This window comes from Escherichia whittamii, assembly GCF_014836715.1.
Taxonomy (GTDB): Bacteria; Pseudomonadota; Gammaproteobacteria; order Enterobacterales; family Enterobacteriaceae; genus Escherichia; species Escherichia whittamii.
Map to the genome: position 1 here is coordinate 387,115 of NZ_JACSQI010000002.1, position 23,768 is coordinate 410,882.

Here is a 23,768-nt window from a genome sequence, read left to right on the forward strand (position 1 = left end):
TAAGCAGCGGCAATTACTTACCGCTGCTGGAGTGTTTCGCCATACCGTATGGGTTAAACAGCCTGTATTCTCTGTTCATCCAGCAGTTGAGGGATAATATCGGCAGGGTTCTGAGAAAGTTTACGTCTTTTTACGGCGCGCGATGGCGGTTGACATAAGCTGCAGGCAAAACTGCCAACAGGTTGATGAGCATGGGTGATAAAATTACCACCACAGCAGTTGCAGCTGGAAAGTTGTAGTAAATCACTTTCGACAAATCGTACCAAAGTCCAGGCACGCGTTAGCGCCAGCAGCGGTCCGTTTTCTGCTTGTGGACACTGTTCGAGGTATAACCGATAGGCTTTGATTACCGCATCGACGCCATTACATAACCCGGTTTTTAGTAAAAACTGCCATGCATTACAGAACATCGACGCATGGACATTTTGTTCCCAGGTCATAAACCAGTCGGTGGAGAACGGCAACATACCTTTCGGCGGCGGGCTTCCGCGTAGCTCTTTATAGAGCTTGATCAGGCGTCCGCGACTTAATTGTGTTTCGCTTTCCAGCATCTGCAAACGAGCGCCCAGTGTTATCAACTCCATTGCAAGTTGAATATCACGGGCTTCCTGAACAATGCTTTTTTCACTCATGATCAGGCCCTTTTATTTCGTTGTACTTCTTCGGGCTGATTAACATCATTCAACAAACGCGTGGAGAGCATAATACCGGTATGAATTTGCTGGAGATCGTCAACACGGGAATCCTGCGTCAGTTGGTTAATAGTCTGGGGGCTGTCAAAGCGGAATTGACAAATCAGTTGATTGGTTTCGGCCAGTTTAACCATTTGTTGAAGAGTCAGCGTCGCCAGCGTTGTTGCCATTTCTTCATTAATACCGAGACGAAACATGGCGGACGCTTTGTCCTGAACGATCAGACGCTGTGCAAGAAGTAAATATGACAAATTGATGTCATAAATATGTTTCAGCAACTCGGAGGTATGCATTATTCCCACCCAGAATAACTAACTTTATTTTTTATGCGGTATCACCGCACCCCGTGATGTCGCCGGGAAATCCCGGTAAAAAGTAAATAAAAATGGAATAGTTGCGATCAACGAAAAAACACACAGACATCATAAGAGGTGAAACACTTCTTACACAGAGTGATGCTTTTTACACTTATCTAAGATTTTTCCTAATTCGACGCAACTGTACTCGTCACCACTCTGACATACAACGGAGCGGAGCTGCGATTTTCGACAATGTGTGACGCAGGTCACACAAAACACTCAATTACTTAACATTAATGTATAAGTCATACTTTTGTTTTGCGCATATTTCATTCTGTTAAAAAGTTTTTCAGCTTATCTGTCAGCAAAAATGATGTGGATGGATAAAATTGAGATATTGCGCACCGTTAATATAAATCACCGTGAATAACCATATGTCTGGCATGGTATAAATATCTTTGATCTCTATAAATCATTTAAAAACAGTTAATTAAATAATACAACGCCATTAAAGGAAAAATAAGACTGCCAACAACCGTAATGTTAATAATGTGTTTCATTAATATTACCCATTTGTTTGATAAGGAAAATAATTTTCCCGACCTCCTCATCATCCCCCGCATGACCATATAGTAACACTACGTAATTAATTAATTATATTTATTAATAATCATGCTAATATTTGCCTTTTTGACCAAGTTGTTATTGCATCTGTACCTCTTTCAGAGTAAAGCTGTTCTCACCTGAAGTTCACAGAATAAGGAGCAGGTTATGGGATATGCCAATATTCTTGTTGCCGTTGCTGTCTCACCAGAAAGCCAGCAACTGTTAGCAAAAGCGGTATCTATCGCCCGTCCCGTTAATGGGCGTATCAGTTTAATCACTCTCGCTTCCGATCCAGAAATGTACAATCAATTAGCCGCGCCGATGCTTGAGGATTTACGCAGTGTGATGCATGAAGAAACACAAAACTTTCTGGACAAATTAATTCAGGATGCTGGATATCCCGTAGAAGAAACGTTTATAGCTTATGGTGAGTTGAGCGAACATATTCTGGCGGTATGCCGTAAACATAATTTCGATTTGGTGATTTGCGGTAATCATAATCACAGTTTCTTTTCGCGAGCATCCTGCTCGGCGAAAAGTGTAATTGCCTCAAGTGAGGTAGATGTGCTGTTGGTTCCGCTTATGGGAGATTAATCACAATTACGCCAGCTTTGGAAAGGTCGCAACTTTATCGCGCTGCTGGCTTTCCGCGCTGCGCGGAACTATCAGCTTTAGGTCGCTAATAAAGCACTCCTGCCAGTGGTTAATATCGTTTTTCACGATAATTTCCAACATTTCTGCATGACGGGAAATACGTTCCGCCAGCGACATGGTCAATGCCCGATTCAACGCTGCAGCGACTTCATCACGATCGTATGGGTTAACGATTAACGCTGACGTCAGTTCATTCGCCGCCCCCGCAAATTGTGAAAGTACCAGTACGCCGGGATTGGCAGAATCCTGAGCGGCGACATATTCTTTCGCCACCAGATTCATCCCGTCACGCAGCGGAGTCACTAATCCGACATCAGAATAGCGGAAGATTTTCATCAGTAATTTACGATCGAAATGCTGGTTCAGATAATAAAGCGGTGTCCAGCCTAATTGCCCATATTTTCCGTTAATTCTCCCGGCTTCATTTTCCAACTGATGACGAATATCCTGATACGCCTGCACATCACCACGCGAGGTTGGCGCTATCTGGGTATAACGTATTTTGCCGTGATGTTGCGGATATTTTTCCAGCAAGGCTTCATAGGCGAGAAAACGCTCAGGCAGACCTTTGGAATAATCCAGCCGTTCGACAGAAAAGATGTTTTGTACGTTTTTCAGCTCTGCTTTTAATTGCGCCAGTTTTGCCGGCAGCGGTCCGGCAGCCTGTTTGGCTATTTCATCCGGTTCAATACCAATGGGGTAAACTTCGGTACGAAATGCCTTGCCCAAGGCCGTATGATTGCGCGAGCTACGCGTCGTGACGCGCGTCAGGCTGGAAAGACAATCCAGAAACGCCAGGCGATCGTTTTCTGTCTGAAACCCCAGCAAATCATAATCACAAAGCTGTTCAAGCAACGTGTTATAAGTCGGCAGCGCGTTGAAGATTTCCGGTGTTGGAAAAGGAATATGCAGGAAGAAACCAATGCGATTATTCACGCCACGTTTACGGAGTTCATGCGCAAATGGCAACAGGTGATAATCGTGGATCCAAATAATGTCATCGTCTTCCAGCAATGGCAGTAATTTATCCGCCAACAATGCATTCACGCGTAAATAGCCTTCCCAGGCGGAACGCTGAAATTGCACCAGATCGAGTCGATAATGAAATGCGGGCCAGAGAACGGCATTGGAGAATTGGTTGTAGTATTCGTCGAGATCCTTTTCACTGAGGTTAAAAGAGGCCCAGGTGATATTTCCTTTTTTCACCTTTTTTAGCGGCTGATCCTCATTCCCTGTTTCGCCACTCCAGCCAAACCACAGTCCACCTGCGGCTTTCAGCGCCCCCAGTATGCCGACAGCAAGGCCACCGGCACTGGCGGCGTGCTCGTCTGGTGGTGCAATCCGGTTAGATACTACGACTAAACGACTCATAGTCATCACTCCTGTTATTGTCTTTTTTTAGTTGTTGTAATGCGTTGGTTATCATTTCAAGCCAGCTCCAGACATCCGGCACGCCCGCCAGCCGCCATGATGCCTGAGTTGCGCCTGTGCCAATTTTCACTGACATTCCGCCCTGCCTGTTAACGACCGAGAAACCAGACTCATCGGTTAAGTCATCGCCCAGAAAAACGGGCTTGCGGCCAATAAAGGGAACTTCCTGCATAAATGCGGCAATCGCGTCCCCTTTGCTGGTGCCTCTCGGTTTTATCTCAACGACACACTTTCCCTGTTGTAACGCCATTTGCGGCCAAATCTGGGTAATGCGTTGCGCTAATGTCAATAAGGCGTCCTCATGCTGCGGTGCCTGACGATAATGCAACGCAAACGCCATCCCTTTAGCCTCAACCTCCACCCCGGGAAGCCTGGCGATAGCCGTATGCAGTTGAACGCTAATATCCCGGGCAATCGCCTCCGGCAAATGAACAATATGCGTTTTACCATTGATGTCACGGCGCTCTGCCCCATGCACGCCCGCTAACGGGAAGCGATAAGGTTTCGCCAGCGCGTCAAGCTCTACCATTGAGCGCCCTGATATCAATGCCAATGCACCATCACTTGCGGTTGCCAGCAGCTGAAGTCCTTGCAGAATATTTTCAGGTACGACGACCTGATCGGGATGCGGTTTGATTTCCGCCAGCGTTCCATCGAGATCAAAAAACCAGGCATAATTCGCGGATAGTTCAGGGGGTTCGGTTAACGGTTCTGTCACCCGGTACTCCTCCTTATCTTTTTATTGTTCGCGCAGAACGCGCTGTACAGACATGTAAGTATAGACAGTGTGACGAGGCTCGCCATTGGCAAAAAGAACAGCCAACCGTTGTGGCGGTTGGCTGTGGAGGATTTTTGAACTAAATAATTATCGGATAAAGCATCAAACAGTGCGTTTCGCTTTTTGCTTATAACGGTCGAAGATCACCGCAGCCAGCAGGATTAAGCCACGGACAACATACTGTGCAAACGGAGAAATATTCAGCAGGTTCATGGCGTTTTCCACGGTGCCTAAAATTAAGATACCCGCCACTACATATGAGATTTTTCCGATGCCGCCTTTCAGAGAAACGCCACCTAAAACGCAGGCAGAGATAACAATCAACTCATAACCAATAGACGTCATTGGCTGGCCACTGGTCATACGAGAAGCCAGAATAATCCCGGCAATTGCCGATACCAGGCCAGAGAGAACGAAGATAATAATTTTGGTACGGACCACCGGTACACCCGCGAGACGCGCCGCCTCTTCGTTACCGCCAATTGCCAGCGTATTACGACCAAAAGTGGTTTTGTTCAGCAGCAAACCAAAGACGACCAGGCAAGCCACAGTGAGCCAGATTGGCGCTGGCAGGCCAAACCAGTTGGCATAACCGAGTGCAAAGAAGCTTTCATCTTCGATGCCGACCGCTTTACCGTCAGAGATAATATACGCCAGACCACGGACAATCTGCATCGTCGCCAGCGTGGTAATCAGGGCGTTGATTTTCAATTTAGCGATAACAAAGCCGTTCACCAGGCCGCAGAGAACGCCCAGCAGTAAACCTGCCGCCACGCCAATCCACAGACTTTCGGTCAGGTTAATAACCACCGCAGTGGTTACCCCTGCGCAGGCAATAACCGAGGCGACAGAAAGGTCAAAGTCACCGGAGGCCAGGCAAAACAACATACCGCAAGCCACCATCCCCGACATGGAGATTGCCAGGCCCAGCCCTTTCATATTAATGAAGGTGGCAAAGTTCGGTACGAAGATGGCACAGGCGATAAAAAGCACCGCAAACACCACCAGCATCCCGTACTGATCCCAGATACGCCCGAAGCTGAATGACGACTTAGGTGCGCCAGAACCCGATGTAGAAACAGAAGACATCTTATTCTCCTTACTCAGGCAACTGCCTGGCTGACTTTAGGCATCGCAAGGCTCAGTGCCTGACGCTCATCTGCCTGCTCATGTAACAATTCACCGGCGATTTCGCCTTCCCGCATCACCACTATCCGGTCGGCAACGCCGAGGACTTCGGGTAAGTCGCTGGAGGCAAACAGTACCGCCACACCCTGCGCAGCCAGCGCATAAATCACGTTATAAATTTCATGTTTGGCGCCCACATCAATGCCGCGCGTAGGTTCATCCAGCAAAATGACCTTCATCTCTTCGGATAACCAGCGCCCCAAAATGGCTTTTTGCTGATTACCCCCGGAGAGATTCATGATCAATTGCTCTGCCCCTGGCGTTTTGATGTTGAGAGAACGAATATGGTGATCGGCATTATTGGCTTCCCAGCCGTTGTTGATCACGCAACCGCCGTGCAAATGTTTGCGACGAGCGCTGATGTTGATATTGTCGCGAACGGAGTGCACTGGAATAATGCCTTCCGCTTTGCGATCTTCCGGACAGAGCATCATGCCTGCGGCAATGGCGTGGCCCGGTTTACGAATATCGATCGGCTGTTGGTCGATATAAACCTGACCGGCGGTGATTTGCGTCCCGCCAAACATGCCTTTCATTAATTCGCTGCGCCCTGCCCCCACCAGGCCAAACAGACCGACGATTTCGCCACTGCGAACGGCCAGACTTATTGGCGTACGCACGCCAGGTGCCTTTACAGCATCCAGACGCAAGCGCTCCTCGCCATAGCTGCGCGGTTGCCAGCCGTAGATATCGCCGATGTCGCGGCCGACCATTGCCTGTACCAGCGAGTCATGATCTACCTGCTGCATGTCGGTAAAGGTTTTGACGTAACGACCATCTTTAAAGACAGTGATGGCATCGCTGAGGGCAAAAATTTCTTCCATACGGTGAGAAACGTATAAGATCACCCGTCCCTCTTTTCGCAGTTCACGAATAACGCGAAACAGGTTGTCTATTTCACGCGCAGATAAGGAGCTGGTTGGTTCATCAAAAGCGATAATTTTAGCGTTACGTGCCAGAGCTTTGGCAATTTCAACCATCTGCCATTGCCCAATGGAGAGATATTTCAGCGGCGTATCCGGGTCAATATCCATACCCAGATGTTTGAGCTGTATCCCAGCTTCATAATTCAGCAGTGAACGATTCACGATACCGCCTTTATGAGGAAGCTGGCCGAGATAGATATTTTCCGCGACGGTCATTTCCGGCACGAGATGCAGTTCCTGGTAAATAATCGCGACACCCGCACTCAGTGCTGCGGTCGTGTCGGAAAAGGACATTTCCTGCCCATTAATCACTACAGAACCCGTGGTTGGCGCATAGTTTCCACTAAGGATTTTTAAGAGTGTTGATTTTCCGGCGCCATTTTCACCCATCAACGCATGGACCTGACCGGCATAACAGTCAAAACTGATATCCGTAAGCGCCTTGACGCCTGGAAAGGTTTTACCAATGCCGCGAAATGAGAGATACGGGGTAGACTGTTGCATAACGTCTCCGTGAATCACTGGTCGTTTTACACCCCCTCTGCATAACGCAGAGGGGAATTTTTCTGGCAGATTACTTACCGCCTAAACCTTTTTTCTCCAGTTCTTGTTTAAAGTTGTCACGCGTGATCAGCACCACGTCGGTAACTTCGGTGAATTTTGGCGGTTCAATGTCTTTTGCTACCCAGTTGTAAAGCATTTCGCTCGATTTATAGCCATGAACGTCCGGGCTTGGCAGCAGTGAACCATAGAAACCTGTAGCCTGTGCCTTTGACAGTTCGCTCACCGCATCCACACCGTTAATACCGATACCGATAATATCTGCTGCTTTAAAGCCCTGACCTTCCGTCGCGCGTACGCCACCCAACACGGTGCTGTCGTTCATACCGACGATCAACCAGTGTTTAACTTCAGGATGCTGAACCAACATGGAGTTGGCGGCGTCAAACGCCCCCGGAATGTCGTTAGATTTGGTAGGAACCTGATAAATTTGTTTTTCCGGGAATCCAGCGGCTTTCAGCGCGTCCATAGAACCGGTAGTACGACGACGGGCGGTATCCAGTTCGTTGGCAGTAATCGCCATTACGGCGCTTTCTTTCACATCCCAACCACGTTTCTGCATCTCTTTATACAGTTCCTGGCCCTGACGTTCGCCAATTTTCGTCGCCGCCATCATCACCAACGGAACGGTATCAACCGGCTTACCTTTGGCATTAACAAACTGATCATCCACGGCAATAACTTTCATATCGTAGCCACGCGCTTTCGCCACGATGGCTGCACCCAGTTTCGGGTCCGGAGTACAGATAACAAAGCCTTTCGCGCCACTGGCTGCCAGGCTATCAATAGCGTTCAGTGTTTTTTCGCCATCAGGTACGGCTATCTTAATAACTTCAAAGCCTAAATCTTTCCCGGCTTTATCGGCAAACTTCCATTCGGTCTGAAACCACGGTTCTTCTGGTTGCTTCACCAGGAAACCGAGTTTCAGATTTTCCGCCATAGCGGATTGTGACATAACGGCAGCCAGACCGATGGCTGCAAGAGCTTTAGTAAATTTGTGCATGGTTATCTCCAGCTTTAGCATCATTTTGTGTAGGGCAAAACCTAAGAACTTTCGTTAATTCAATCGGAAAACAAAGCATTACCTTTGGCGAAAAGATAAGTGACTGTGTTGGCATAGTTTTAGCGAGAAATTAATTCTCCATAGGAGAGCAATATCACACCGCAGAATTACAGTGAGAACGTGCATAAATTTAGCAATAAAAGACATACAGAAGACGTTAATTGTATGACAAATGAGAAGTGGCCTAGCAGATTAATCCATAAGATTAGCCTGGAAATCCTTGTAGCATCATTTGATAGCTCTGGCGTGTCTTCTTTTTAATCTAATTTTATCGGGCCAGAAGCTGCTCATTACAGGTGAATGGTGAATCAGGTAAGAAGTATCAAAACTCCACACAAAATTCCTTTCGCTGTTAATTATCACCACCTTCATTAATTAATAATTAAATCCATAATGCGAGCACCATCGCAAAACTGAAAAAATACCAGAAAATATAATAACATCATCATGATATTAATAAATCAGTTTAATATCAATAAGATATATTGATAAGCAACGTTGATAATTATTGCAAATCAATAACTCTAATCAATGAAATGTAAAAAAATATAAACTTTGTGATTTAAGGATTTTCTTATAATCCTTCAGGCGTTATGCTTATTTCAGATCATCGTCAGAATTGACTCCAGGATCACATTTCGGACCCGCAGAAAGGAATTATTCTGCAAACAGTAATTACGGTGTTTTGATTTATCTTGCACCTCTCGTCTTCTGGATATAAGGATATTAGGTATGGCAACCACTGGAATGCTTCTCAAACTCAACACCCAAATGAACCGCGAGTTTTATGCATCCAATCTCTACCTTCACCTGAGCAACTGGTGTTCTGAACAAAGTCTGAATGGCACCGCGACTTTTCTTCGCTCCCAGGCACAAAGTAACGTGACTCAAATGATGCGCATGTTTAACTTCATGAAAAGCGTCGGGGCGACACCCATCGTTAAAGCCGTTGATGTACCTGGCGAAAAACTGAGCTCTCTGGAAGAACTCTTCCAAAAAACGTTGGAAGAATATGAGCAGCGTTCAAGCACGCTGGCGCAATTAGCAAATGAAGCTAAAGAATTGAATGATGATTCTACTGTCGATTTCCTGCGCGATCTGGAAAAAGAACAGCAGCACGATGGCCTCCTGCTGCAAACCATTCTTGACGAAGTGCGCAGTGCGAAACTGGCCGGTATGTGTCCTGTCCAGACCGACCAGCATGTTCTGAATGTCGTATCTCATCAGATACATTAATAAAATCGGCGCATAAAAAGATGCGCCGAATACAAAAAAATGGTGAAAACCGCTGCCTCACATCACTGAAGCAGCGGTTTTTTAATGGGATTCGTTTTGTGGGGTAAACTTTAGCTCAATCAACGCGATGGCTTTTTGAATAGCCCGCATAGTGACTGGGTCAGCAGCAGCCGGATGGTGAGTGAAATCAATATTCTTCAGCTGGCTGGACATTTTTTCACGAACCTCAACAGGCGCGATCACATCGAGCACATCGAGAATTTGTTTGATCACCAACTGGCAAGCAACAACATCAGAAACCAGTTCCTGATCGGCATTCAGCGGCTGGGACATCCTAAACTCCTGATAGCATTTTGAAAGCCGTTATAGTAGCGGCTTCCCTTCCTCAACGATAGTCACATCAGGGTACAAAAAAACCTGCCGGAGCAGGTTTTTTTATTATCTGAACATATTGCCAGGCGGTACGTCTTTGAACGTCTTGCAATAATTATTAAACATGCTTTTCAGGATTTTACGCAGTTTCATCGCGCCACTCCGATTATTTGTTATGCAGGTGTTATTGTTCTTGCTGCTTATAATATGACACTCATCACAAAAATCAATCTTTATGTGATGCAAATCACATAAATACTCCTTTAATGTTACGTAAATGATAACCATAAGATGTGTGCGTTCTGAAGAAAGCAAGGAATAGCGCTAATCCGTCGTCTTTTCTGTCCATAACCTGGCTGTGTCCACAAGTACAATACCTGTTTCTTCTCCCTCTTCAGGCTGTGACATGAAACATCTGATAATTGTTTTTTCACTTTTAACAGTAGCGGGCTGTACCGTAACTCGTCAGGCTCACCTCAGCGATGTTGACGCCACGAGTGGCATTGTACGCCTCGTTTATAATCAGGCTTTTTTACAACACGCCCGCACTGACAACTATCTCGATCAGGGAATAGCGAACCGCGCATGTCAGCAGGTTGGATTTACCCGCGCCTTTGCGTTTGGGCAACCTGTAAGTAACTGTAGTTTGTTTGCAGGATCATTATGTCTGAATACGCAATTTACGCTGTCGTATCAGTGCCCATACTTAACCCCCTCGGCTTATCAATAAAGATTTTAATCAGCGAGGAATACTTCGCTGGTTAATTACCATCTCAAATAGCGTTAATGCGTTTTATTCACATTCGCATTTTTAATAATTAACTTTAATATTTTACCTTTTGCAAATAATAAAATAACAAATTATAGTGGCGCCACAGCAACAAATATAACCTTTGTGGAGCACTATCATGCTGAAACCAGAAATGATTGAAAAACTTAATGAGCAGATGAACCTGGAACTCTACTCTTCACTGCTTTATCAGCAAATGAGCGCATGGTGCAGCTATCACACCTTCGAAGGTGCTGCCGCGTTTCTGCGTCGCCACGCCCAGGAAGAGATGACGCATATGCAGCGTCTGTTTGATTACCTGACCGATACCGGAAATTTACCGCGAATTAATACCGTTGAATCACCGTTTGCTGAATATTCTTCACTTGATGAATTATTCCAGGAAACCTATAAACACGAACAATTAATTACGCAAAAAATTAACGAACTGGCTCACGCTGCCATGACTAATCAGGACTACCCAACGTTCAATTTCCTGCAATGGTATGTGTCTGAGCAACACGAAGAAGAGAAATTGTTCAAATCTATTATTGATAAATTGAGTCTGGCGGGGAAAAGCGGCGAAGGACTTTATTTCATCGATAAAGAACTCTCTACCCTCGACGCACAAAACTAATCTTCTCCGGCGGCAGATTTTCTGCCGCCGTTTCATATCAGTGACGGCAAATCTTACTTTTATCGGTTGAGAACCCTTCTTCGCAGGGAATAAATTTGCCTTTTGCCGCCAGAAAAGCCACCAACTCTCCCGCAGTCATCCCTTCAGCCGAGCAAGTATGAAAACGTGTCTGGTCACCAAAACGTGCTTTGATCGCCGCTTCCAGACTGGCGTGCGTATATTGCTCACCTGATTCAATCATCATATTTAACACTTCATGACCGTGAATAGATTCCATCGTTCCTCCTCAAAAAAGGCATAGCGTAACGATCCCAGCGTCTTAAGGCTTTGCGCCAGCGCAGTTCTGAATGCATTTATTGTATGTTTTTGTTTACACCAGATGTAACGCCGATTTGACGAAGTATGGATAATGCCTTAACCTGCGCCGCAGATATCACTCATAAAGATCGTCAGGACAGAAGAAAGCGTGAAAAACAGAACTCTGGGAAGTGTTTTTATCGTGGCGGGAACCACAATTGGCGCAGGTATGCTGGCAATGCCGCTGGCAGCGGCTGGCGTCGGTTTTACCGTCACTCTGACATTGTTAATTGGCCTGTGGGCCCTGATGTGTTACACCGCACTGTTACTGCTGGAAGTGTATCAGCATGTCCCTGCGGATACTGGTTTAGGCACGCTGGCAAAACGCTATCTGGGTCGCTACGGTCAGTGGCTGACCGGTTTCAGTATGATGTTTTTAATGTACGCCCTGACCGCAGCATATATCAGCGGTGCCGGTGAGTTGCTGGCCTCCAGCATCAGCGACTGGACAGGCATTTCAATGACTACAACCGCTGGTGTGTTGTTGTTTACTTTTGTTGCCGGTGGTGTGGTTTGTGTTGGGACGTCGCTGGTCGATTTGTTTAACCGTTTTCTGTTCAGCGCCAAGATTATTTTCCTGGTGCTGATGCTCGTATTGCTGCTACCACATATTCATAAAATCAATCTGCTAACGCTGCCGCTGCAACAGGGGCTGGCATTATCAGCAATTCCGGTGATTTTTACCTCGTTTGGTTTTCACGGTAGCGTGCCGAGCATCGTCAGCTATATGGATGGCAACATTCGTAAATTGCGCTGGGTGTTTATTACCGGTAGCGCGATCCCTCTGGTGGCATATATTTTCTGGCAACTGGCGACGCTGGGCAGCATTAATTCAACAACCTTTATGGGACTGCTGGCGAATCATGCTGGATTAAATGGATTGCTACAGGCATTACGCGAAGTGGTGGCCTCGCCGCATGTCGAGTTGGCTGTGCATTTATTCGCTGATTTAGCCCTCGCCACATCTTTCCTTGGCGTAGCGTTAGGCTTATTTGATTATCTGGCAGATTTGTTTCAGCGTTCCAATACCGTTAGTGGAAGACTGCAAACCGGCGCAATTACCTTTCTGCCACCACTGGCGTTTGCGCTGTTTTATCCACGTGGTTTTGTAATGGCGCTCGGGTATGCTGGCGTGGCGCTGGCAGTACTGGCGTTGATAATTCCTTCATTGCTGACCTGGCAGAGCAGGAAGCATAATCCACAAGCAAGTTATCGGGTGAAAGGTGGACGTCCAGCTCTGGTGTTGGTATTTATCTGTGGCATTAGCGTGATTTGCGTGCAATTTTTGATTGCGGCAGGGGTGTTGCCAGAAGTGGGGTGAAAATAGCCCCACATATCCTTATTGGGGGCCAGAATTAACTCTGGCCCCCAATGTGACCTCTTAATGCAGGCAGCACTGCTTATATTTCTTGCCACTACCACATGGGCAAGGATCGTTACGACCTGGTTTTTCTTCAGCTTTAATCGGTTGCTGAACCGCTTTTTCCTGAAGATGCGTCATCCAGTAAGCATGCAAATCAAGCGCCGCCAGTCGAATGGCATCCACGCTTTCTTCAAACGCTTCTGGCGACATCTTCTCTACCCGCTCGAAGTTTTCCTCAGTACCGTGCAGCGCAATCGCTTCAAGCGCCGGTTTTAATGAGTCAGGCAATGCTGACCAGTCAGAAAGCGCAACGCCACGCATATAGCCAAAGCACCACTCTTCGACAATTGTCAGCTCGCTACCGTCAACTTCTCGCAGACCAAACAACGGTTCAAACTGTTCCGGGAACTCGTTGAGGCGCTCTGCCGTATCGGCCATATGCTGAAACGCCAGGTTCATAAAGCGCGTCATCTCTTTCTCTGACGCCCAGCGCGGCACATAATCCGCCCCACCCCACACAGCAACCAGCCACTGTTCGGGTTCAATTTCTTGCGGAGAACTCAACACCGCCGTCAACAAACCGTCCAGCTCTGCCACATCAAGGATGGCGTGCTCTGTGTTGTATTTGGTCAAGATATCATCCAGCCATTCCAACTCACTTTCGTTTAACGGTCCAGTTTTCATACGCTTTTCCTTGTGGATCTCGACTCGCCAGCGCCTATCTTACATGTCGGTCTGGCATAGAGATACTTTTCGAGTGGATTACCCAGAGATTAAAAATCAGAGAGGGTGTAACGACAAGTTGCACATACAAAAAAACCACCCGAAGGTGGTTTCACGACACTGCTTATTGCTTTGATTTTATTCTTATCTTTCCCATGGTACCCGGAGCGGGACTTGAACCCGCACAGCGCGAACGCCGAGGGATTTTAAATTGTTCGTTTTGTGCAATTATTTCAAATAATTATGGTAAATTATCCGGACATAATGGTGTGTGTGAATATCAAATAATCATATAGTTATGACACGTCTTACTCATCATCTTCTGAAGGTTTTTGGCAAAAAATGGTGATGTTCTGCGCCTTTATGTGACCAAACTGTCAGGAGCAAAGCGAGGTAAAGGGGTATGAGAAAAACTCACATACCCCAACACAAATTAAAACGCGGTTGGGTGAATTCCATATTCACCGTTTGATCCATACCCTATGCGATACATCAAAGTACGATCTGTTGTCACCTTGCCCGCCTGCTCACTCATACCACCGCCACATACCCCTTTAGGCCACGCGCTGAAGACATGATCACCAATCGTTGGGTATACAACGACTTTCTGAGCTGTACCTAAATCTGCCACCTCTTTACCATCAACATAAACACGGGAAAAGCACGCGCTTCCAAAGAACCCCGAGTCACGCTTGATGATCACCTCTCCCGTACCGTCTCGTTTTTCGAGTAACGCGGTACTGATTATTTGTTTTTCAGGAACAGGTGTGGCTTGTTCATTTGAGACAGGTTTTGTAGCACAACCGACAAGAGCAAGCATAATCCCACAGGCAAGAGCATTTTTAACGACCATGTTTGAAAACTCCCAATATTAAAAAATGTCAGCATCTAACGATAACAACGTTCAGCACCAGAGACTCTTCGTTCTCCGGCTTACGCCTAAAAATATCGCAGGTGCCGTTTGCAGTCGACAGTCGTTAATACTAAATTAATACCCGCCACCGGCTCGCCGAGCCAATTTACTCCAGAGACAGCCGAACCGAAAAGCCGTTTTCAGCAAGCGTCAGGCTCAGCGTGTTGATAGTCCAGTCCCGGTCCTCCTCGGTCCCGAATCCTTGAGTTGTGACTTTGCATTCTGCAGTCAGCGACACTAAATCTAGCGTCGCTGGCGTCGTGTACGTCATAGAGAACTCTTTTTTAGCTGCACCGCCCTTGAGCCCTGGTGCAGCTTCTTTCGCTGCGTCGAGCGACGGCTCAACTGCCGGCCATTCAATTACAGGATCGCCCCCACTGCCTGTACGCAATTCTTTGATCTGCCCTGTTGCCGTATCGTGGTATTTGATCAGATACGTCGGCTCCGGATTTTCGCCACCGCCACCACTATCACCATTTTGCCCGTTTCTCGAATAACCCCAGCTTGAGTTATCACGACGCGTGAGCGTGTAGTGCTGAAGCGGAGCACCGCTAACTGATTCGCCCTGCCCCCGGGGGAGGAATATCCAGTACCCTCCCGCGGGTTTACTCACCGCGTCGAATCTCGTTGCGAGCCTCGACATCAAGTGCATATCTGACTCGCCGACTTGATCGAGCTGCGTGATAATGTTGTCTGCAAATCGCTTTGATACGCGTGGTTTTAGCCCGTTATCGCTCGCTATTGTCGCAACGATATCGCTGACAGTGACGTCGCTCCAGGAGCGCGTCTTTTTGCTCTGAACTGTCGGAGAGCCTTTTGACGCGTTCATCGGAGCCGCTTTTGCTGTGAAATCAACTACCCGAGGTTCACCGCCACTGCTCGCACCGTCGACGATGTATATACCCTTATCAATTATCTGATTACCGAAACCGAGTCCGACACTGATCTTCACGCCACGGGCCGGAATTTTCAGAGTTTCAGAAACTATTGCTACGCGTAGTTCGTCTGTCTGTTTACTCGAACCGCCATAATCTGTGAGCGTGATATTGATCAAACCTTTTCTTATTTTATCTGTAATGTTTTTATTATCAGCAGAAATATAAAAATTGGGCTTCCACGCCTCAACACCAGTATCTACGTAATTAGTCATTCATCAGTCCCATAATTGAGTTTCTTTTTTAACCGGTTCCGGCTCAATGTCGGGTAAAACGATCACTTCACCCGCGCGAAACACTGCGCACATATCTGTTACGCCATAATTTGAAACCTGATATAAAACAGTTTCTGTCGTTTTTACTGTCCTTCCGTAGACTGCAAGACAGATCTGATCGAGACGATCACCGTCCCGCGTCGTATATGTAATCATGATTATGAGGCCTCAAATGGAATTATTTGCGTGGATTATCGCTCTGTATATATGGTTAATGGCGAACCCATTAATATCCATCATTTTATACGTAATGCCGTTAGTAATTGCTCTAATAAGGGGGCATAAAAGCTGCACAATGGTCGTTATTCTGAATATATTATTTGGATGGATATTCCTGATGTGGATCATTTTGCTGTTGTGGGCTGCATTTGGCGATAAAAAACCGAAAGAAATTCAATCCAGCGAAGCGCCGTAATATTCGATCGTGAGTGAAAAATCTTGTGTTTTAGGAGTTCCGCCTTTCAGAAAACTGTTTTGCGTTTCTGTTAACTCTTTGATAACCCAGTACCCCTTCACTTCCCCGGTCCCCAGCACTAACTGCTGGGGTTCTCCCGTGTTCCCCAGTGCTCGCAAATCTGTCAACAAGCCGATGCCACACCCATCAAGAAACAACGCGTTTATTTTTCCGTCAATTGTGATTGTGGGGTTTGGTCGTCCGGTCATCTGCAATGCGTCGTTTTTCCCGAATCGTGTTTGCTGAGCCCAGCGCCACGCATCACTACGTTGTAACTTGTTGTACGCTACTGTTGATATAGCAAAAATAAAATCACCCAGGCCGAGCATGATATCCTCAGCGCCGTTTATTGCATCACTCATTGTCACCCCGCCGCCGCTGGCTTATCAAACATAGCCCCCCGGTTATACGAATTAGCTACCTTTCTTAATCCTTCGAGCACACCCGATGCCGCCGCCTGCTGTGTTGATTGCGGATCTGTTGCTCCGACAATATTGATTTCAATTTTATTGTTTTGCTCTGGTGCGGGAGTTGCGACTGCCTGTCTCAACGCATCAATATTCAACGTTGCTGAGTTTTGTGATTCAGGCGTTGAGCTTTTATTTATTAATCCGGCAAACGGGTTAGTAAACGCGAGCATTGATTCAGCCTGTGATTTTGCACGCGCAAGACGTTCAGGATGTCGCAGATTATCTACGGCTTCGTCAGCTTTAGCTTTAGCGACATTATCTGCTGCTATTCCAGGGTTCGGTGAATATTTACCGCCTCCGTCCATAAATTCCTGATATGCTTTATTGTATTCTTCGTTATATACGCGCTGCTCCTCGTCTGTTTTCTCATCCGGAATTAACCACTCAAGTTTTTTTGCTACTGCCCAAATTATTTTTCCGAATTTAACGCAAGCTTCGCCAAAACTGACTATCCCCTCCCACATTTTTTTCATGCTTTCGGGCTTTACCCACTCAGTAATTGTGCTGACAAATCCGCCCTGATTGTCCTTAAACCATGCTGTAAATGTTTCGCGAAGTGAGTCAAACGTCGGTGCGAGTTCCCCCCCGATTTTACCAAGCGTATCTGCAAGTCCCGACGTAATAGATCCCCACAGATTTGTCACAGATACATGCGCGCGCGCTGCGCCCTCGGCTCCTTCTTTCGTTAGCAGATTCGATTTTTGAGCGTCTGACATTGTCTGTTCCCAACTTTTACCTGTCGCCCGCATATATGTCATTATTTTATTAGCCTCGCCCCCCATTAGCTGGTCAGCAAGACTCGCCGCTTGCTTCTCATCTTTCATTTCAGAGATGCGACGCATAACTTCATTAAACTGTTTTTCCCGGTCCCAGCCAGCCATTCGTTTTTTCGTCAGACCAATTTGAAACAACATGGGGTTCAGGTTTTTTTCGTTTCCGATTTCGCCGATTTTATTTGTAAGTTCTTCAGACAAATCTCCGATATTTTCGCCGTTAAGCCCGGCTGCTTTACCAATATTGTCCCACGCGGCGTATTTTTCGACGCCAACGCCGTAGGACTTCGCCAGACCGAGTTTTTCTGACGTCTCTGCATTCATTGCCAGCGCACCAGCAGCTGCACCGCCAATGAGCCCAGCCGCGCCAAGCGTCCCCCATTTGATGCCTTTTCCTGTTGCCTTTATCGTTCTTGCAGCCGCTCGCCCTCCCCATTTTGCAGCCCCTTTTGCGCGCCCCGTCCAGTTCTCCAGCCGCTGTTTTTTAGCGAGCTGAGTATTCAGAGCTTCCTGGTCCTGTGTTGTTGCTTTTATCCGACGGTCCAGCTTTTGATACTGAGCAGATAAATCAGAAACGTCTTTACCAGCCAGTTTCATTGCTGCGATTTTGTCTTTTAATTTATCCTGGCTTTTCGTTAATTTCCCGACAGTAGACGACGTCTGCCGAATTGCATCGTTGAGTTCTGTTGTACCGCGCCGAAACGACGGGTCTATTCGCCCCCCGAATACAACCTGAGTTTTAAAGTTTTGAGAAATAGCCATCGGTTTTCATGACCTCGTTTACATAGAAATTAAAAACCCGATACGGCAGGTCCATTTGCGTGTCGGGCGGGATGGCAAGTTTTTTCGCAATAAACGGAATCAGAATAACTATATCTGATGTCGGTCTTTCGGGGGCTTTACCAGTTCGTTAAACGCGGCCTCCATTTGATCGTAATCGCACGCAGGCAGTGCATATAAATCCTCTCGCTCCAGATTTGCGAGGCGCGCCAGCATTGTCGCTGTCCGCTCTTCAAGACCACTTTTATCGTTACTGAACATAATGCGGTCGCGTAATTTTGGTTCGCGAATAGTAATTGTATCGCAACTCTCGCCCTTAATAATAAACGGGCGAGAGAGCGTAATAGTCATACTGTCTAATAAGGATTCCATTTTACTTACCTTTTAATATACATGAAGGATTCGAGCGACGCCTGCAAGAACATCAACACCGTTAATAACGCGCTTCATTTTTGCAGGATGAATTTCGTAAATAATTCGTCCATTTTGAACTCTTTTATAATAGCTCGGCGCAATCGTTACTGATTGCCCCACTGACGATTTTGAATCAGTCCCCTGAGCGTCATCAGTGATTGCCGTAATAAGTCCCTCGTAGGTATCAATGCGCTCAAAATTTATTCCATAGGAGTCTGTGTACGCACTACGAATTTCAAACCGTGTCCTGACTCCCGGTATTAACCCGAAATAGCTCATAACACCAGAATCAGAACCTGAAACTTTAAAACTGGCTGACATTTTCTCCATACCACCATCCAGGGTGATGGCTGTATCCATCGCGCCTGTTTTAAATTCGTCTTCGATTATTTTCATATCGACAGGAGTATACTCAGTACAATTTAAAACCCGTTCACCCTGTACGTATAGAGCAAAAGCGCGGTAAGCGTTACTATCTGACATATCAATTCTCCGGATTATCAGAGTGTTTCTTTAAAAAGGGGAGCCAGAGCTTCAACTGTGTAATCATTATTAATGCGGTACATTAGCGTAATTGTTTGTGCCGGGGATTTCGGTCCAAAGTCAACATTAATATAAAGGTTACCCGCAGCCAGGCTTTCTTTTGTATTCAGCTCACCGTCTAACCACGCCCGTCCTCCGTTAATCGCGCCCTGCTCCTCTAATTTATGCAGATATGCGTTTATCGACTCTACGACATCTGTCCCGAGATGCAGGTCTATCGGGCGATCAATAAAATCTGTCATCATTGCCCGGGCTATAGAATCTTCAATTACGTCAGCTGTCCGACGAACGCATTCAAACGACCATTGTGGATCCATGCTGCACAGATAGTTACCCCAATGTCGGAATCCGTCATAGCGAATGATGGTGCTGACCTGACTAGCGTTCAGCAGGTTCGCTGTGCAGTTTGTCTCACCAATAATAAAATCGTCGACTTGTTCAAGCCCTGTAACTCCGTAGATATTCTGGTTCGATTTACTCCACCAGAATCCTTTTTTATTATCAATTCTGGCTCGCAAACCAGCAGCGATAGCTGAATACGGACGAGATAACCCACTGACATCACTCGTAGAATAAACGCGAGGGCGTAAAATTTCCATCCTGGCGCCATATCTCTGACGACGATTCACAACGTCAGCAGGCGTAGCGCCTCGCGGTGAATCGATATACCCAACACCTCGTAATTTATTTGTCACCACTTCAAGTTGTTCAGCGATATAATCGTTAGCACTATAATCTGGAGCAATTAAAATTCTTGGAGTCACTTGATTTATTTGTACAGACGTCAACAATGCGTTAATCCCGTTAACGACGTTCTGCCTCATTTTTGTTTCATCACTGTCTTCTTCAACGCGGACAACAACAATAATTGCATCCTCCTGATTTAGTATTTCAGATACGGCTGGAGGAAGGGTACCATGCCCACCTAGCAACTCAGCTTTTTTCTTACTTCCTGCGATTACCGTCGGAATATTATATTGGAAAGAGTTATCTTTACCACCTGATAAATTCGTTGGCGGAAGCGCGAATACAGTACCCGTTCCTGCATGATCGCCACCGAATGTAACATTAATATATTCCCCGATTTGTAGCCCTTCTTTATACTGCTGGTTCTGATCGTACATTTTTGACGGAGTCATCGCGCCGTCTGTAAGCATTGTCAATTTTCTCGAGCCGTCAGGCAGTGTGCTATATCCTGGAGTGGCTACATTCCCGTTAATACCGACATTGACGATTTCAACAATCCAGTTGTTTCCGTCGGCTCCTGGCATTACCGTTGAAAACTCAACAAGATTATCTGCGAGTTCTGATCCCCATAATAGAAACGCCGTGGCGGCGTTGCTGGCGTCGGGTGCTGTGCCGACAATGCCGATTACTGAAACGTCAACAGTAGAAATTTCTTTTGTGCCGTCGTCGTATTCGAGCGTGCGCGGGCCATGTAAAAAATTAGTGCTCATTTATTACCTCTATCAACCTTGATAACCGTTTGTTACTGTGCCGTACATGCCGTTTTTTGCGTTTTGATATAATTGGCGACCGTATTCCTCAATATCATCCTTACTCGCTGTAAATATAATTCCAGTTCCAACACCGTCTATATCGCACTCAATATTTATGTGATATTCCACATAAACACCCACTGCTCCACGCGCTCTTGGGTAATGAGGGTTTCTTATATTGGTAAATTTATTAACATTACCAACTGGAATTCGCTGGGCTATTACTGCGCCAGAAACAGACCCGGTCAAACCATGCCCTGAATCTGTCGTTATTAACGGGCTGAATGGAAGCATCCATATTCCAGACAAATACCCCGCACCCAACACTTCCAGGCCTGGGTTAGCGTTAAATAGCACGCCAGCTAATCGATAACCTGGAATTCGTGAAATTGTCGTATCAGGTTCAGATTGCTGCGAAAACAAAGCGACGAGATTAAACGCGCCGTCTCCATTTAATTTAGCAAAACCGGAATCCACATTCACATTACCCGATGAATCTGGGGCAACATTATTGACTGATAAAACGGGGTGCAGATTGTTTACATTATTATTAATATCAGTTATTTTGTCGTCTATTTCCTCCTTATTATAATAATCGTCGAGATTGATACCAATGTTTTCACGTGCGTCTTTTTGAGCTACCACTCCTTTATCTTTAATTTCAGATAAATTTTTACTTATCTGCAAATATCGTTTATCAGAATCAGCCTGGCTCATACCGCTACTGTTATCAATAACAACATTAACTGTAGATGTGCTGGACACTGCGAGAGTGTATTTATACGTGATTGAAATCAGTGCGCCGTTGCTATCCGTAGGTTTTAAAATATCCGGCGAACGCGCAACTGAATATAATTCGCCTTTATCTGTTAATATCCCCACTTCGCGGATAGTATAACCGCCGGTTTCCGGTGGTACGTACAGTGTAAAAATAACCTGATTGCCGCTATTTTCTGACGATTTAATATCTCCGCGATACGTCTCGTGAATTAATGCTGTTCGGGCCGGGTCTGGCGTCACGTCGTCGTTTCCGTTTGCGTCACCAATAACGAATTTATTCAGCACCACGGGTACACCCGATGCCAGCGCAGCGGCTTCAAGTTGCGCCCCCCGGTCTGTCAGCACCGCATAAACCTGGCTCGCGCTCGCTTTCAGATTTGATTTTAATTTAGCCATTAGGTCCAATCTCCACTAACAGATTCACGATTGGTGAGCCTGATATATATAATCCGCCATTTAATTTCACGCCACCATCACCATCTGCCGGTATATTTACGCCTATTTTCGCATAAGGAGTTCCGGCGATATAGAATTCCCCTTCCACATCTGTTTCGAAATTTATTTCTTTTAATAAGGAACGACAGTTTTTTGCATCAAATATTTGCGCTATAAATGTGTTCAGTAATTCAACATCTAACCCCATGCTTTTTAGCAAGTATATTTTAATTGCGAATGTATACGGTTCATCCCTGGGCGTGGCTTCAAACCACTCTCTCATTTTGCTCTCAAACCCAACAGTTAATAACGCCCGTTCGACAGCTCCACGCGTTCCACGGTGTTTGTTTTGCCATGCCGCCGCTTTGATAATTTCGCGTTTTTGCTGCTCGCTCCAGTCTGGATTCCAGTACGTTACCGCATATTCCCACGCTAGCCACGGCAACAGATTTGCAGGACACAAATCGGGATTTTTAATAATTCGAATATCGCCCGGCAGATCGCCGACGTGAGATAAAACAGCTTCCAGCGCTCTCTCAGGGGTTATTGCGCTCGGAGGCAGTACACTTTGACTTGTCATGGCTACCCCATTTGCACGCTGAGTTTGATTTCTGTGCAGTACGGAGCCTGTCCGACGCCAGCGATCACGTCCTCGGTTGGCGATATCAGAATCACACGCTCAGTGCCGTCACGGTGTATCGCGTCGTAAATTCCTGACAGAGCTGCTGTTGCTCCGATTTTATGCTGCGTAGCCACGTATATCGCCAAATCGCTCTGCGCACCGTTGAGTAAAACGTTCTGGTCGGGGCCAAGCCCAGCTACGATAACGGCCTCAACCCGGTAATTCAGGTTCGACGCGGGTTTTACGGTCACAAAATCAGTCAGCGGTCGAGTATCGTCAGGCGACAGAGCTGCATTCACTGTATTCAGTAGTGATTGCGGGGGTACACCGTCGCCTGTCCGGGACAAAACATACATATCGACGTACCCTGGCTGAGTCACCGGCGGGCCGTATGCCTGCGCTGACAGAACGTCAGGATCACTCGATAGCGCGAAATAGTTATACGCGTTTGTACTGCCGGCAGTATTCCGCGCGTACCATGATAGTTGTATGCGATGACGATACTCGTCGTCACTCTCGTAAACAGCATCAGTCGGGGGAATTGCATCAGGGTTAGCTGGCGTTATCAGCAGTCGCAGACAGTCAAAATTAGCGCCAATCTGATCGAGGTCGCTGCCTTTTGCAAACGCGAGTAATACCGCGAGCATCCCCTGATTTACCCGGGCTGTAATGATAATTTCTCTGTATGCAACTATTTCCAGCAGTTTAACTGCCGGGTCTGACTCCAGGAGTGCGTTAAATTGTGGATATAATATCTGCAATTCTGACAGTAGACTGGATTTAATATCTGAAAATAACGGGGTTTTAACGAACGTCGGTGGTGGCAGCAGGCTCATATCAATAGTTTTTACTATCGAGTTCTGAACTGTTGATGTTATCAAAATATCAGCTCCATATTATTAAACTCTAATCGCTGTTGTGTTTCGATATCTGTTGCAATAATTAATATTGTTATTTTCCCGATATCCACTGCTAACACATTTATTCTGTCAATTCTGACGCGTGGTTCCCAGCGTGCTATTGCTCCTGCACTTTCCATTATTATTCTCATAGCAAGTGACGGATCAGTGGGGTTATCAACGAGGTCAAATAATTTACTGCCATATTCCGGCAACATTACACGGGTCCCCAGTGGGGTCGTTAAAATATCGACGATAGACTGGCAAATGTGATCAGTCCCCGATAAAGGCTTACCGGTGTTACGGTCCATTCCAAGCATA

General features: G+C 46.4%; 29 protein-coding genes and 1 tRNA gene. 6 read left to right on the forward strand and 24 right to left on the reverse strand.

Annotation, left to right across the window (positions count from 1 at the left end; translation table 11 throughout):
• Nucleotides 1-53: 53 nt before the first annotated feature.
• Both flhC and flhD read right to left on the reverse strand, forming a co-directional pair.
• A complete protein-coding gene (flhC, locus tag H9644_RS04645; RefSeq protein ID WP_064529301.1) occupies nt 54-632 on the reverse strand; it encodes a flagellar transcriptional regulator FlhC in 579 nt (192 codons plus the stop codon).
• A gap of 2 nt (nt 633-634) precedes the next feature.
• On the reverse strand, nt 635-985 hold the full coding sequence (gene flhD, locus H9644_RS04650) for a flagellar transcriptional regulator FlhD (protein WP_064529302.1): 351 nt from the start codon (nt 983-985) through the stop codon (nt 635-637).
• Between the two features lie 777 nt (nt 986-1,762).
• Here flhD and uspC point away from each other — a divergent pair.
• Nucleotides 1,763-2,191, forward strand: coding sequence for a universal stress protein UspC (gene uspC / locus H9644_RS04655; RefSeq protein WP_191773476.1), 429 nt, complete (start codon nt 1,763-1,765; stop codon nt 2,189-2,191).
• Nucleotides 2,192-2,197: 6 nt separating this feature from the next.
• Here the strand turns inward: uspC and otsA are convergent, their stop codons facing one another.
• From otsA to araF, 5 genes are all read right to left on the reverse strand, one after another.
• Nucleotides 2,198-3,622: an alpha,alpha-trehalose-phosphate synthase gene (gene otsA, locus H9644_RS04660; RefSeq protein ID WP_191773478.1), complete on the reverse strand. Its 1,425-nt coding sequence runs from the start codon at nt 3,620-3,622 to the stop codon at nt 2,198-2,200.
• Entirely contained in the window at nt 3,597-4,400 is an 804-nt protein-coding gene (gene otsB, locus H9644_RS04665) for a trehalose-phosphatase (RefSeq protein WP_191773480.1), read from the reverse strand. The genes otsA and otsB overlap by 26 nt, the downstream gene beginning before the upstream one ends.
• Before the next feature lie 162 nt (nt 4,401-4,562).
• Complete coding sequence (gene araH / locus H9644_RS04670) at nt 4,563-5,549, reverse strand: arabinose ABC transporter permease AraH (RefSeq protein WP_064529306.1); 987 nt, start codon at nt 5,547-5,549, stop codon at nt 4,563-4,565.
• 14 nt (nt 5,550-5,563) lie between these two features.
• Nucleotides 5,564-7,078, reverse strand: coding sequence for an arabinose ABC transporter ATP-binding protein AraG (araG, locus tag H9644_RS04675; RefSeq protein WP_191773482.1), 1,515 nt, complete (start codon nt 7,076-7,078; stop codon nt 5,564-5,566).
• Between the two features lie 70 nt (nt 7,079-7,148).
• Complete coding sequence (araF, locus tag H9644_RS04680) at nt 7,149-8,138, reverse strand: arabinose ABC transporter substrate-binding protein AraF (protein WP_191773484.1); 990 nt, start codon at nt 8,136-8,138, stop codon at nt 7,149-7,151.
• A 792-nt stretch (nt 8,139-8,930) separates the two neighbouring features.
• Between araF and H9644_RS04685 the strand changes: the two genes are divergently transcribed.
• The gene (locus H9644_RS04685) at nt 8,931-9,434 is read left to right on the forward strand and encodes a non-heme ferritin-like protein (RefSeq protein ID WP_064529309.1); all 504 of its coding nucleotides are present in this window, start codon (nt 8,931-8,933) and stop codon (nt 9,432-9,434) included.
• Between the two features lie 81 nt (nt 9,435-9,515).
• On the opposite strand, the gene yecJ is transcribed toward H9644_RS04685, so the two are convergent.
• Nucleotides 9,516-9,767 (reverse strand): DUF2766 family protein YecJ, encoded by a 252-nt coding sequence (yecJ, locus tag H9644_RS04690; protein ID WP_064529310.1) that lies wholly within the window; start codon nt 9,765-9,767, stop codon nt 9,516-9,518.
• 105 nt (nt 9,768-9,872) lie between these two features.
• Complete coding sequence (gene azuC / locus H9644_RS04695; RefSeq protein WP_010723106.1) at nt 9,873-9,959, reverse strand: stress response protein AzuC; 87 nt, start codon at nt 9,957-9,959, stop codon at nt 9,873-9,875.
• 253 nt (nt 9,960-10,212) lie between these two features.
• Between azuC and yecR the strand changes: the two genes are divergently transcribed.
• Complete coding sequence (gene yecR, locus H9644_RS04700) at nt 10,213-10,536, forward strand: YecR family lipoprotein (protein WP_105289034.1); 324 nt, start codon at nt 10,213-10,215, stop codon at nt 10,534-10,536.
• Nucleotides 10,537-10,714: 178 nt separating this feature from the next.
• Nucleotides 10,715-11,212, forward strand: coding sequence for a non-heme ferritin (gene ftnA, locus H9644_RS04705; RefSeq protein ID WP_000917207.1), 498 nt, complete (start codon nt 10,715-10,717; stop codon nt 11,210-11,212).
• 37 nt (nt 11,213-11,249) lie between these two features.
• Here the strand turns inward: ftnA and H9644_RS04710 are convergent, their stop codons facing one another.
• Entirely contained in the window at nt 11,250-11,489 is a 240-nt protein-coding gene (locus H9644_RS04710; RefSeq protein WP_064529312.1) for a YecH family metal-binding protein, read from the reverse strand.
• Between the two features lie 189 nt (nt 11,490-11,678).
• Between H9644_RS04710 and tyrP the strand changes: the two genes are divergently transcribed.
• The gene (gene tyrP, locus H9644_RS04715; RefSeq protein ID WP_064529313.1) at nt 11,679-12,890 is read left to right on the forward strand and encodes a tyrosine transporter TyrP; all 1,212 of its coding nucleotides are present in this window, start codon (nt 11,679-11,681) and stop codon (nt 12,888-12,890) included.
• 60 nt (nt 12,891-12,950) lie between these two features.
• On the opposite strand, the gene yecA is transcribed toward tyrP, so the two are convergent.
• The 5 genes from yecA to H9644_RS04740 all read right to left on the reverse strand — a co-directional run bounded on the left by yecA (nt 12,951) and on the right by H9644_RS04740 (nt 15,934).
• Nucleotides 12,951-13,616, reverse strand: a complete 666-nt coding sequence (gene yecA / locus H9644_RS04720; protein ID WP_064529314.1) for a UPF0149 family protein YecA — start codon at nt 13,614-13,616, stop codon at nt 12,951-12,953.
• 195 nt (nt 13,617-13,811) lie between these two features.
• Nucleotides 13,812-13,916 (reverse strand) — tRNA-OTHER (locus tag H9644_RS04725).
• 172 nt (nt 13,917-14,088) lie between these two features.
• Complete coding sequence (locus H9644_RS04730; protein ID WP_088170490.1) at nt 14,089-14,508, reverse strand: hypothetical protein; 420 nt, start codon at nt 14,506-14,508, stop codon at nt 14,089-14,091.
• A gap of 166 nt (nt 14,509-14,674) precedes the next feature.
• On the reverse strand, nt 14,675-15,718 hold the full coding sequence (locus tag H9644_RS04735; protein ID WP_191773486.1) for a late control protein: 1,044 nt from the start codon (nt 15,716-15,718) through the stop codon (nt 14,675-14,677).
• Between the two features lie 3 nt (nt 15,719-15,721).
• A complete protein-coding gene (locus H9644_RS04740; RefSeq protein WP_191773488.1) occupies nt 15,722-15,934 on the reverse strand; it encodes a tail protein X in 213 nt (70 codons plus the stop codon).
• 94 nt (nt 15,935-16,028) lie between these two features.
• Here H9644_RS04740 and H9644_RS21900 point away from each other — a divergent pair, with 94 nt between their 5' ends.
• A complete protein-coding gene (locus H9644_RS21900; RefSeq protein WP_225221298.1) occupies nt 16,029-16,193 on the forward strand; it encodes a superinfection immunity protein in 165 nt (54 codons plus the stop codon).
• On the opposite strand, the gene H9644_RS04750 is transcribed toward H9644_RS21900, so the two are convergent.
• The 9 genes from H9644_RS04750 to H9644_RS04790 form a co-directional block, all read right to left on the reverse strand.
• Nucleotides 16,172-16,594 carry a phage tail protein gene (locus H9644_RS04750; RefSeq protein WP_225221262.1) on the reverse strand — a complete coding sequence of 141 codons (423 nt, stop codon included), beginning with the start codon at nt 16,592-16,594 and terminating at the stop codon, nt 16,172-16,174. The two genes, H9644_RS21900 and H9644_RS04750, sit on opposite strands and share 22 nt — an antisense overlap.
• Nucleotides 16,595-16,596: 2 nt before the next feature.
• Entirely contained in the window at nt 16,597-18,237 is a 1,641-nt protein-coding gene (locus H9644_RS04755; RefSeq protein ID WP_191773492.1) for a hypothetical protein, read from the reverse strand.
• Between the two features lie 108 nt (nt 18,238-18,345).
• The gene (locus tag H9644_RS04760) at nt 18,346-18,627 is read right to left on the reverse strand and encodes a phage tail assembly protein (RefSeq protein ID WP_033814644.1); all 282 of its coding nucleotides are present in this window, start codon (nt 18,625-18,627) and stop codon (nt 18,346-18,348) included.
• Nucleotides 18,628-18,639: 12 nt separating this feature from the next.
• The gene (locus H9644_RS04765) at nt 18,640-19,152 is read right to left on the reverse strand and encodes a phage major tail tube protein (protein ID WP_191773503.1); all 513 of its coding nucleotides are present in this window, start codon (nt 19,150-19,152) and stop codon (nt 18,640-18,642) included.
• Between the two features lie 17 nt (nt 19,153-19,169).
• The gene (locus H9644_RS04770; RefSeq protein WP_191773505.1) at nt 19,170-20,669 is read right to left on the reverse strand and encodes a phage tail sheath C-terminal domain-containing protein; all 1,500 of its coding nucleotides are present in this window, start codon (nt 20,667-20,669) and stop codon (nt 19,170-19,172) included.
• A 12-nt stretch (nt 20,670-20,681) separates the two neighbouring features.
• Nucleotides 20,682-21,887, reverse strand: a complete 1,206-nt coding sequence (locus H9644_RS04775; RefSeq protein WP_191773507.1) for a phage tail protein — start codon at nt 21,885-21,887, stop codon at nt 20,682-20,684.
• A complete protein-coding gene (locus H9644_RS04780) occupies nt 21,880-22,506 on the reverse strand; it encodes a phage tail protein I (protein ID WP_191773509.1) in 627 nt (208 codons plus the stop codon). The genes H9644_RS04775 and H9644_RS04780 overlap by 8 nt, the downstream gene beginning before the upstream one ends.
• A gap of 2 nt (nt 22,507-22,508) precedes the next feature.
• Nucleotides 22,509-23,429: a baseplate assembly protein gene (locus tag H9644_RS04785; RefSeq protein WP_191773511.1), complete on the reverse strand. Its 921-nt coding sequence runs from the start codon at nt 23,427-23,429 to the stop codon at nt 22,509-22,511.
• On the reverse strand, nt 23,426-23,767 hold the full coding sequence (locus tag H9644_RS04790; protein WP_024230605.1) for a GPW/gp25 family protein: 342 nt from the start codon (nt 23,765-23,767) through the stop codon (nt 23,426-23,428). The genes H9644_RS04785 and H9644_RS04790 overlap by 4 nt, the downstream gene beginning before the upstream one ends.
• Nucleotide 23,768: the final 1 nt, after the last annotated feature.

Coding starts and splice junctions, on each gene's coding strand:
- yecA (WP_064529314.1), bottom strand. CDS start 13,616: ATGAAAACTGGACCGTTAAACGAAAGTGAGTTGGAATGGCTGGATGAT.
- H9644_RS04780 (WP_191773509.1), bottom strand. CDS start 22,506: ATGACAAGTCAAAGTGTACTGCCTCCGAGCGCAATAACCCCTGAGAGA.
- azuC (WP_010723106.1), bottom strand. CDS start 9,959: ATGAAACTGCGTAAAATCCTGAAAAGCATGTTTAATAATTATTGCAAG.
- araH (WP_064529306.1), bottom strand. CDS start 5,549: ATGTCTTCTGTTTCTACATCGGGTTCTGGCGCACCTAAGTCGTCATTC.
- H9644_RS04730 (WP_088170490.1), bottom strand. CDS start 14,508: ATGGTCGTTAAAAATGCTCTTGCCTGTGGGATTATGCTTGCTCTTGTC.
- H9644_RS04735 (WP_191773486.1), bottom strand. CDS start 15,718: ATGACTAATTACGTAGATACTGGTGTTGAGGCGTGGAAGCCCAATTTT.
- flhD (WP_064529302.1), bottom strand. CDS start 985: ATGCATACCTCCGAGTTGCTGAAACATATTTATGACATCAATTTGTCA.
- ftnA (WP_000917207.1), top strand. CDS start 10,715: ATGCTGAAACCAGAAATGATTGAAAAACTTAATGAGCAGATGAACCTG.
- H9644_RS04775 (WP_191773507.1), bottom strand. CDS start 21,887: ATGGCTAAATTAAAATCAAATCTGAAAGCGAGCGCGAGCCAGGTTTAT.
- araF (WP_191773484.1), bottom strand. CDS start 8,138: ATGCACAAATTTACTAAAGCTCTTGCAGCCATCGGTCTGGCTGCCGTT.
- H9644_RS04760 (WP_033814644.1), bottom strand. CDS start 18,627: ATGGAATCCTTATTAGACAGTATGACTATTACGCTCTCTCGCCCGTTT.
- H9644_RS21900 (WP_225221298.1), top strand. CDS start 16,029: ATGCCGTTAGTAATTGCTCTAATAAGGGGGCATAAAAGCTGCACAATG.
- H9644_RS04765 (WP_191773503.1), bottom strand. CDS start 19,152: ATGTCAGATAGTAACGCTTACCGCGCTTTTGCTCTATACGTACAGGGT.
- araG (WP_191773482.1), bottom strand. CDS start 7,078: ATGCAACAGTCTACCCCGTATCTCTCATTTCGCGGCATTGGTAAAACC.
- flhC (WP_064529301.1), bottom strand. CDS start 632: ATGAGTGAAAAAAGCATTGTTCAGGAAGCCCGTGATATTCAACTTGCA.
- H9644_RS04710 (WP_064529312.1), bottom strand. CDS start 11,489: ATGGAATCTATTCACGGTCATGAAGTGTTAAATATGATGATTGAATCA.
- H9644_RS04750 (WP_225221262.1), bottom strand. CDS start 16,594: ATGAGTGATGCAATAAACGGCGCTGAGGATATCATGCTCGGCCTGGGT.
- otsA (WP_191773478.1), bottom strand. CDS start 3,622: ATGAGTCGTTTAGTCGTAGTATCTAACCGGATTGCACCACCAGACGAG.
- H9644_RS04685 (WP_064529309.1), top strand. CDS start 8,931: ATGGCAACCACTGGAATGCTTCTCAAACTCAACACCCAAATGAACCGC.
- uspC (WP_191773476.1), top strand. CDS start 1,763: ATGGGATATGCCAATATTCTTGTTGCCGTTGCTGTCTCACCAGAAAGC.
- H9644_RS04755 (WP_191773492.1), bottom strand. CDS start 18,237: ATGGCTATTTCTCAAAACTTTAAAACTCAGGTTGTATTCGGGGGGCGA.
- H9644_RS04740 (WP_191773488.1), bottom strand. CDS start 15,934: ATGATTACATATACGACGCGGGACGGTGATCGTCTCGATCAGATCTGT.
- yecR (WP_105289034.1), top strand. CDS start 10,213: ATGAAACATCTGATAATTGTTTTTTCACTTTTAACAGTAGCGGGCTGT.
- H9644_RS04770 (WP_191773505.1), bottom strand. CDS start 20,669: ATGAGCACTAATTTTTTACATGGCCCGCGCACGCTCGAATACGACGAC.
- yecJ (WP_064529310.1), bottom strand. CDS start 9,767: ATGTCCCAGCCGCTGAATGCCGATCAGGAACTGGTTTCTGATGTTGTT.
- H9644_RS04790 (WP_024230605.1), bottom strand. CDS start 23,767: ATGCTTGGAATGGACCGTAACACCGGTAAGCCTTTATCGGGGACTGAT.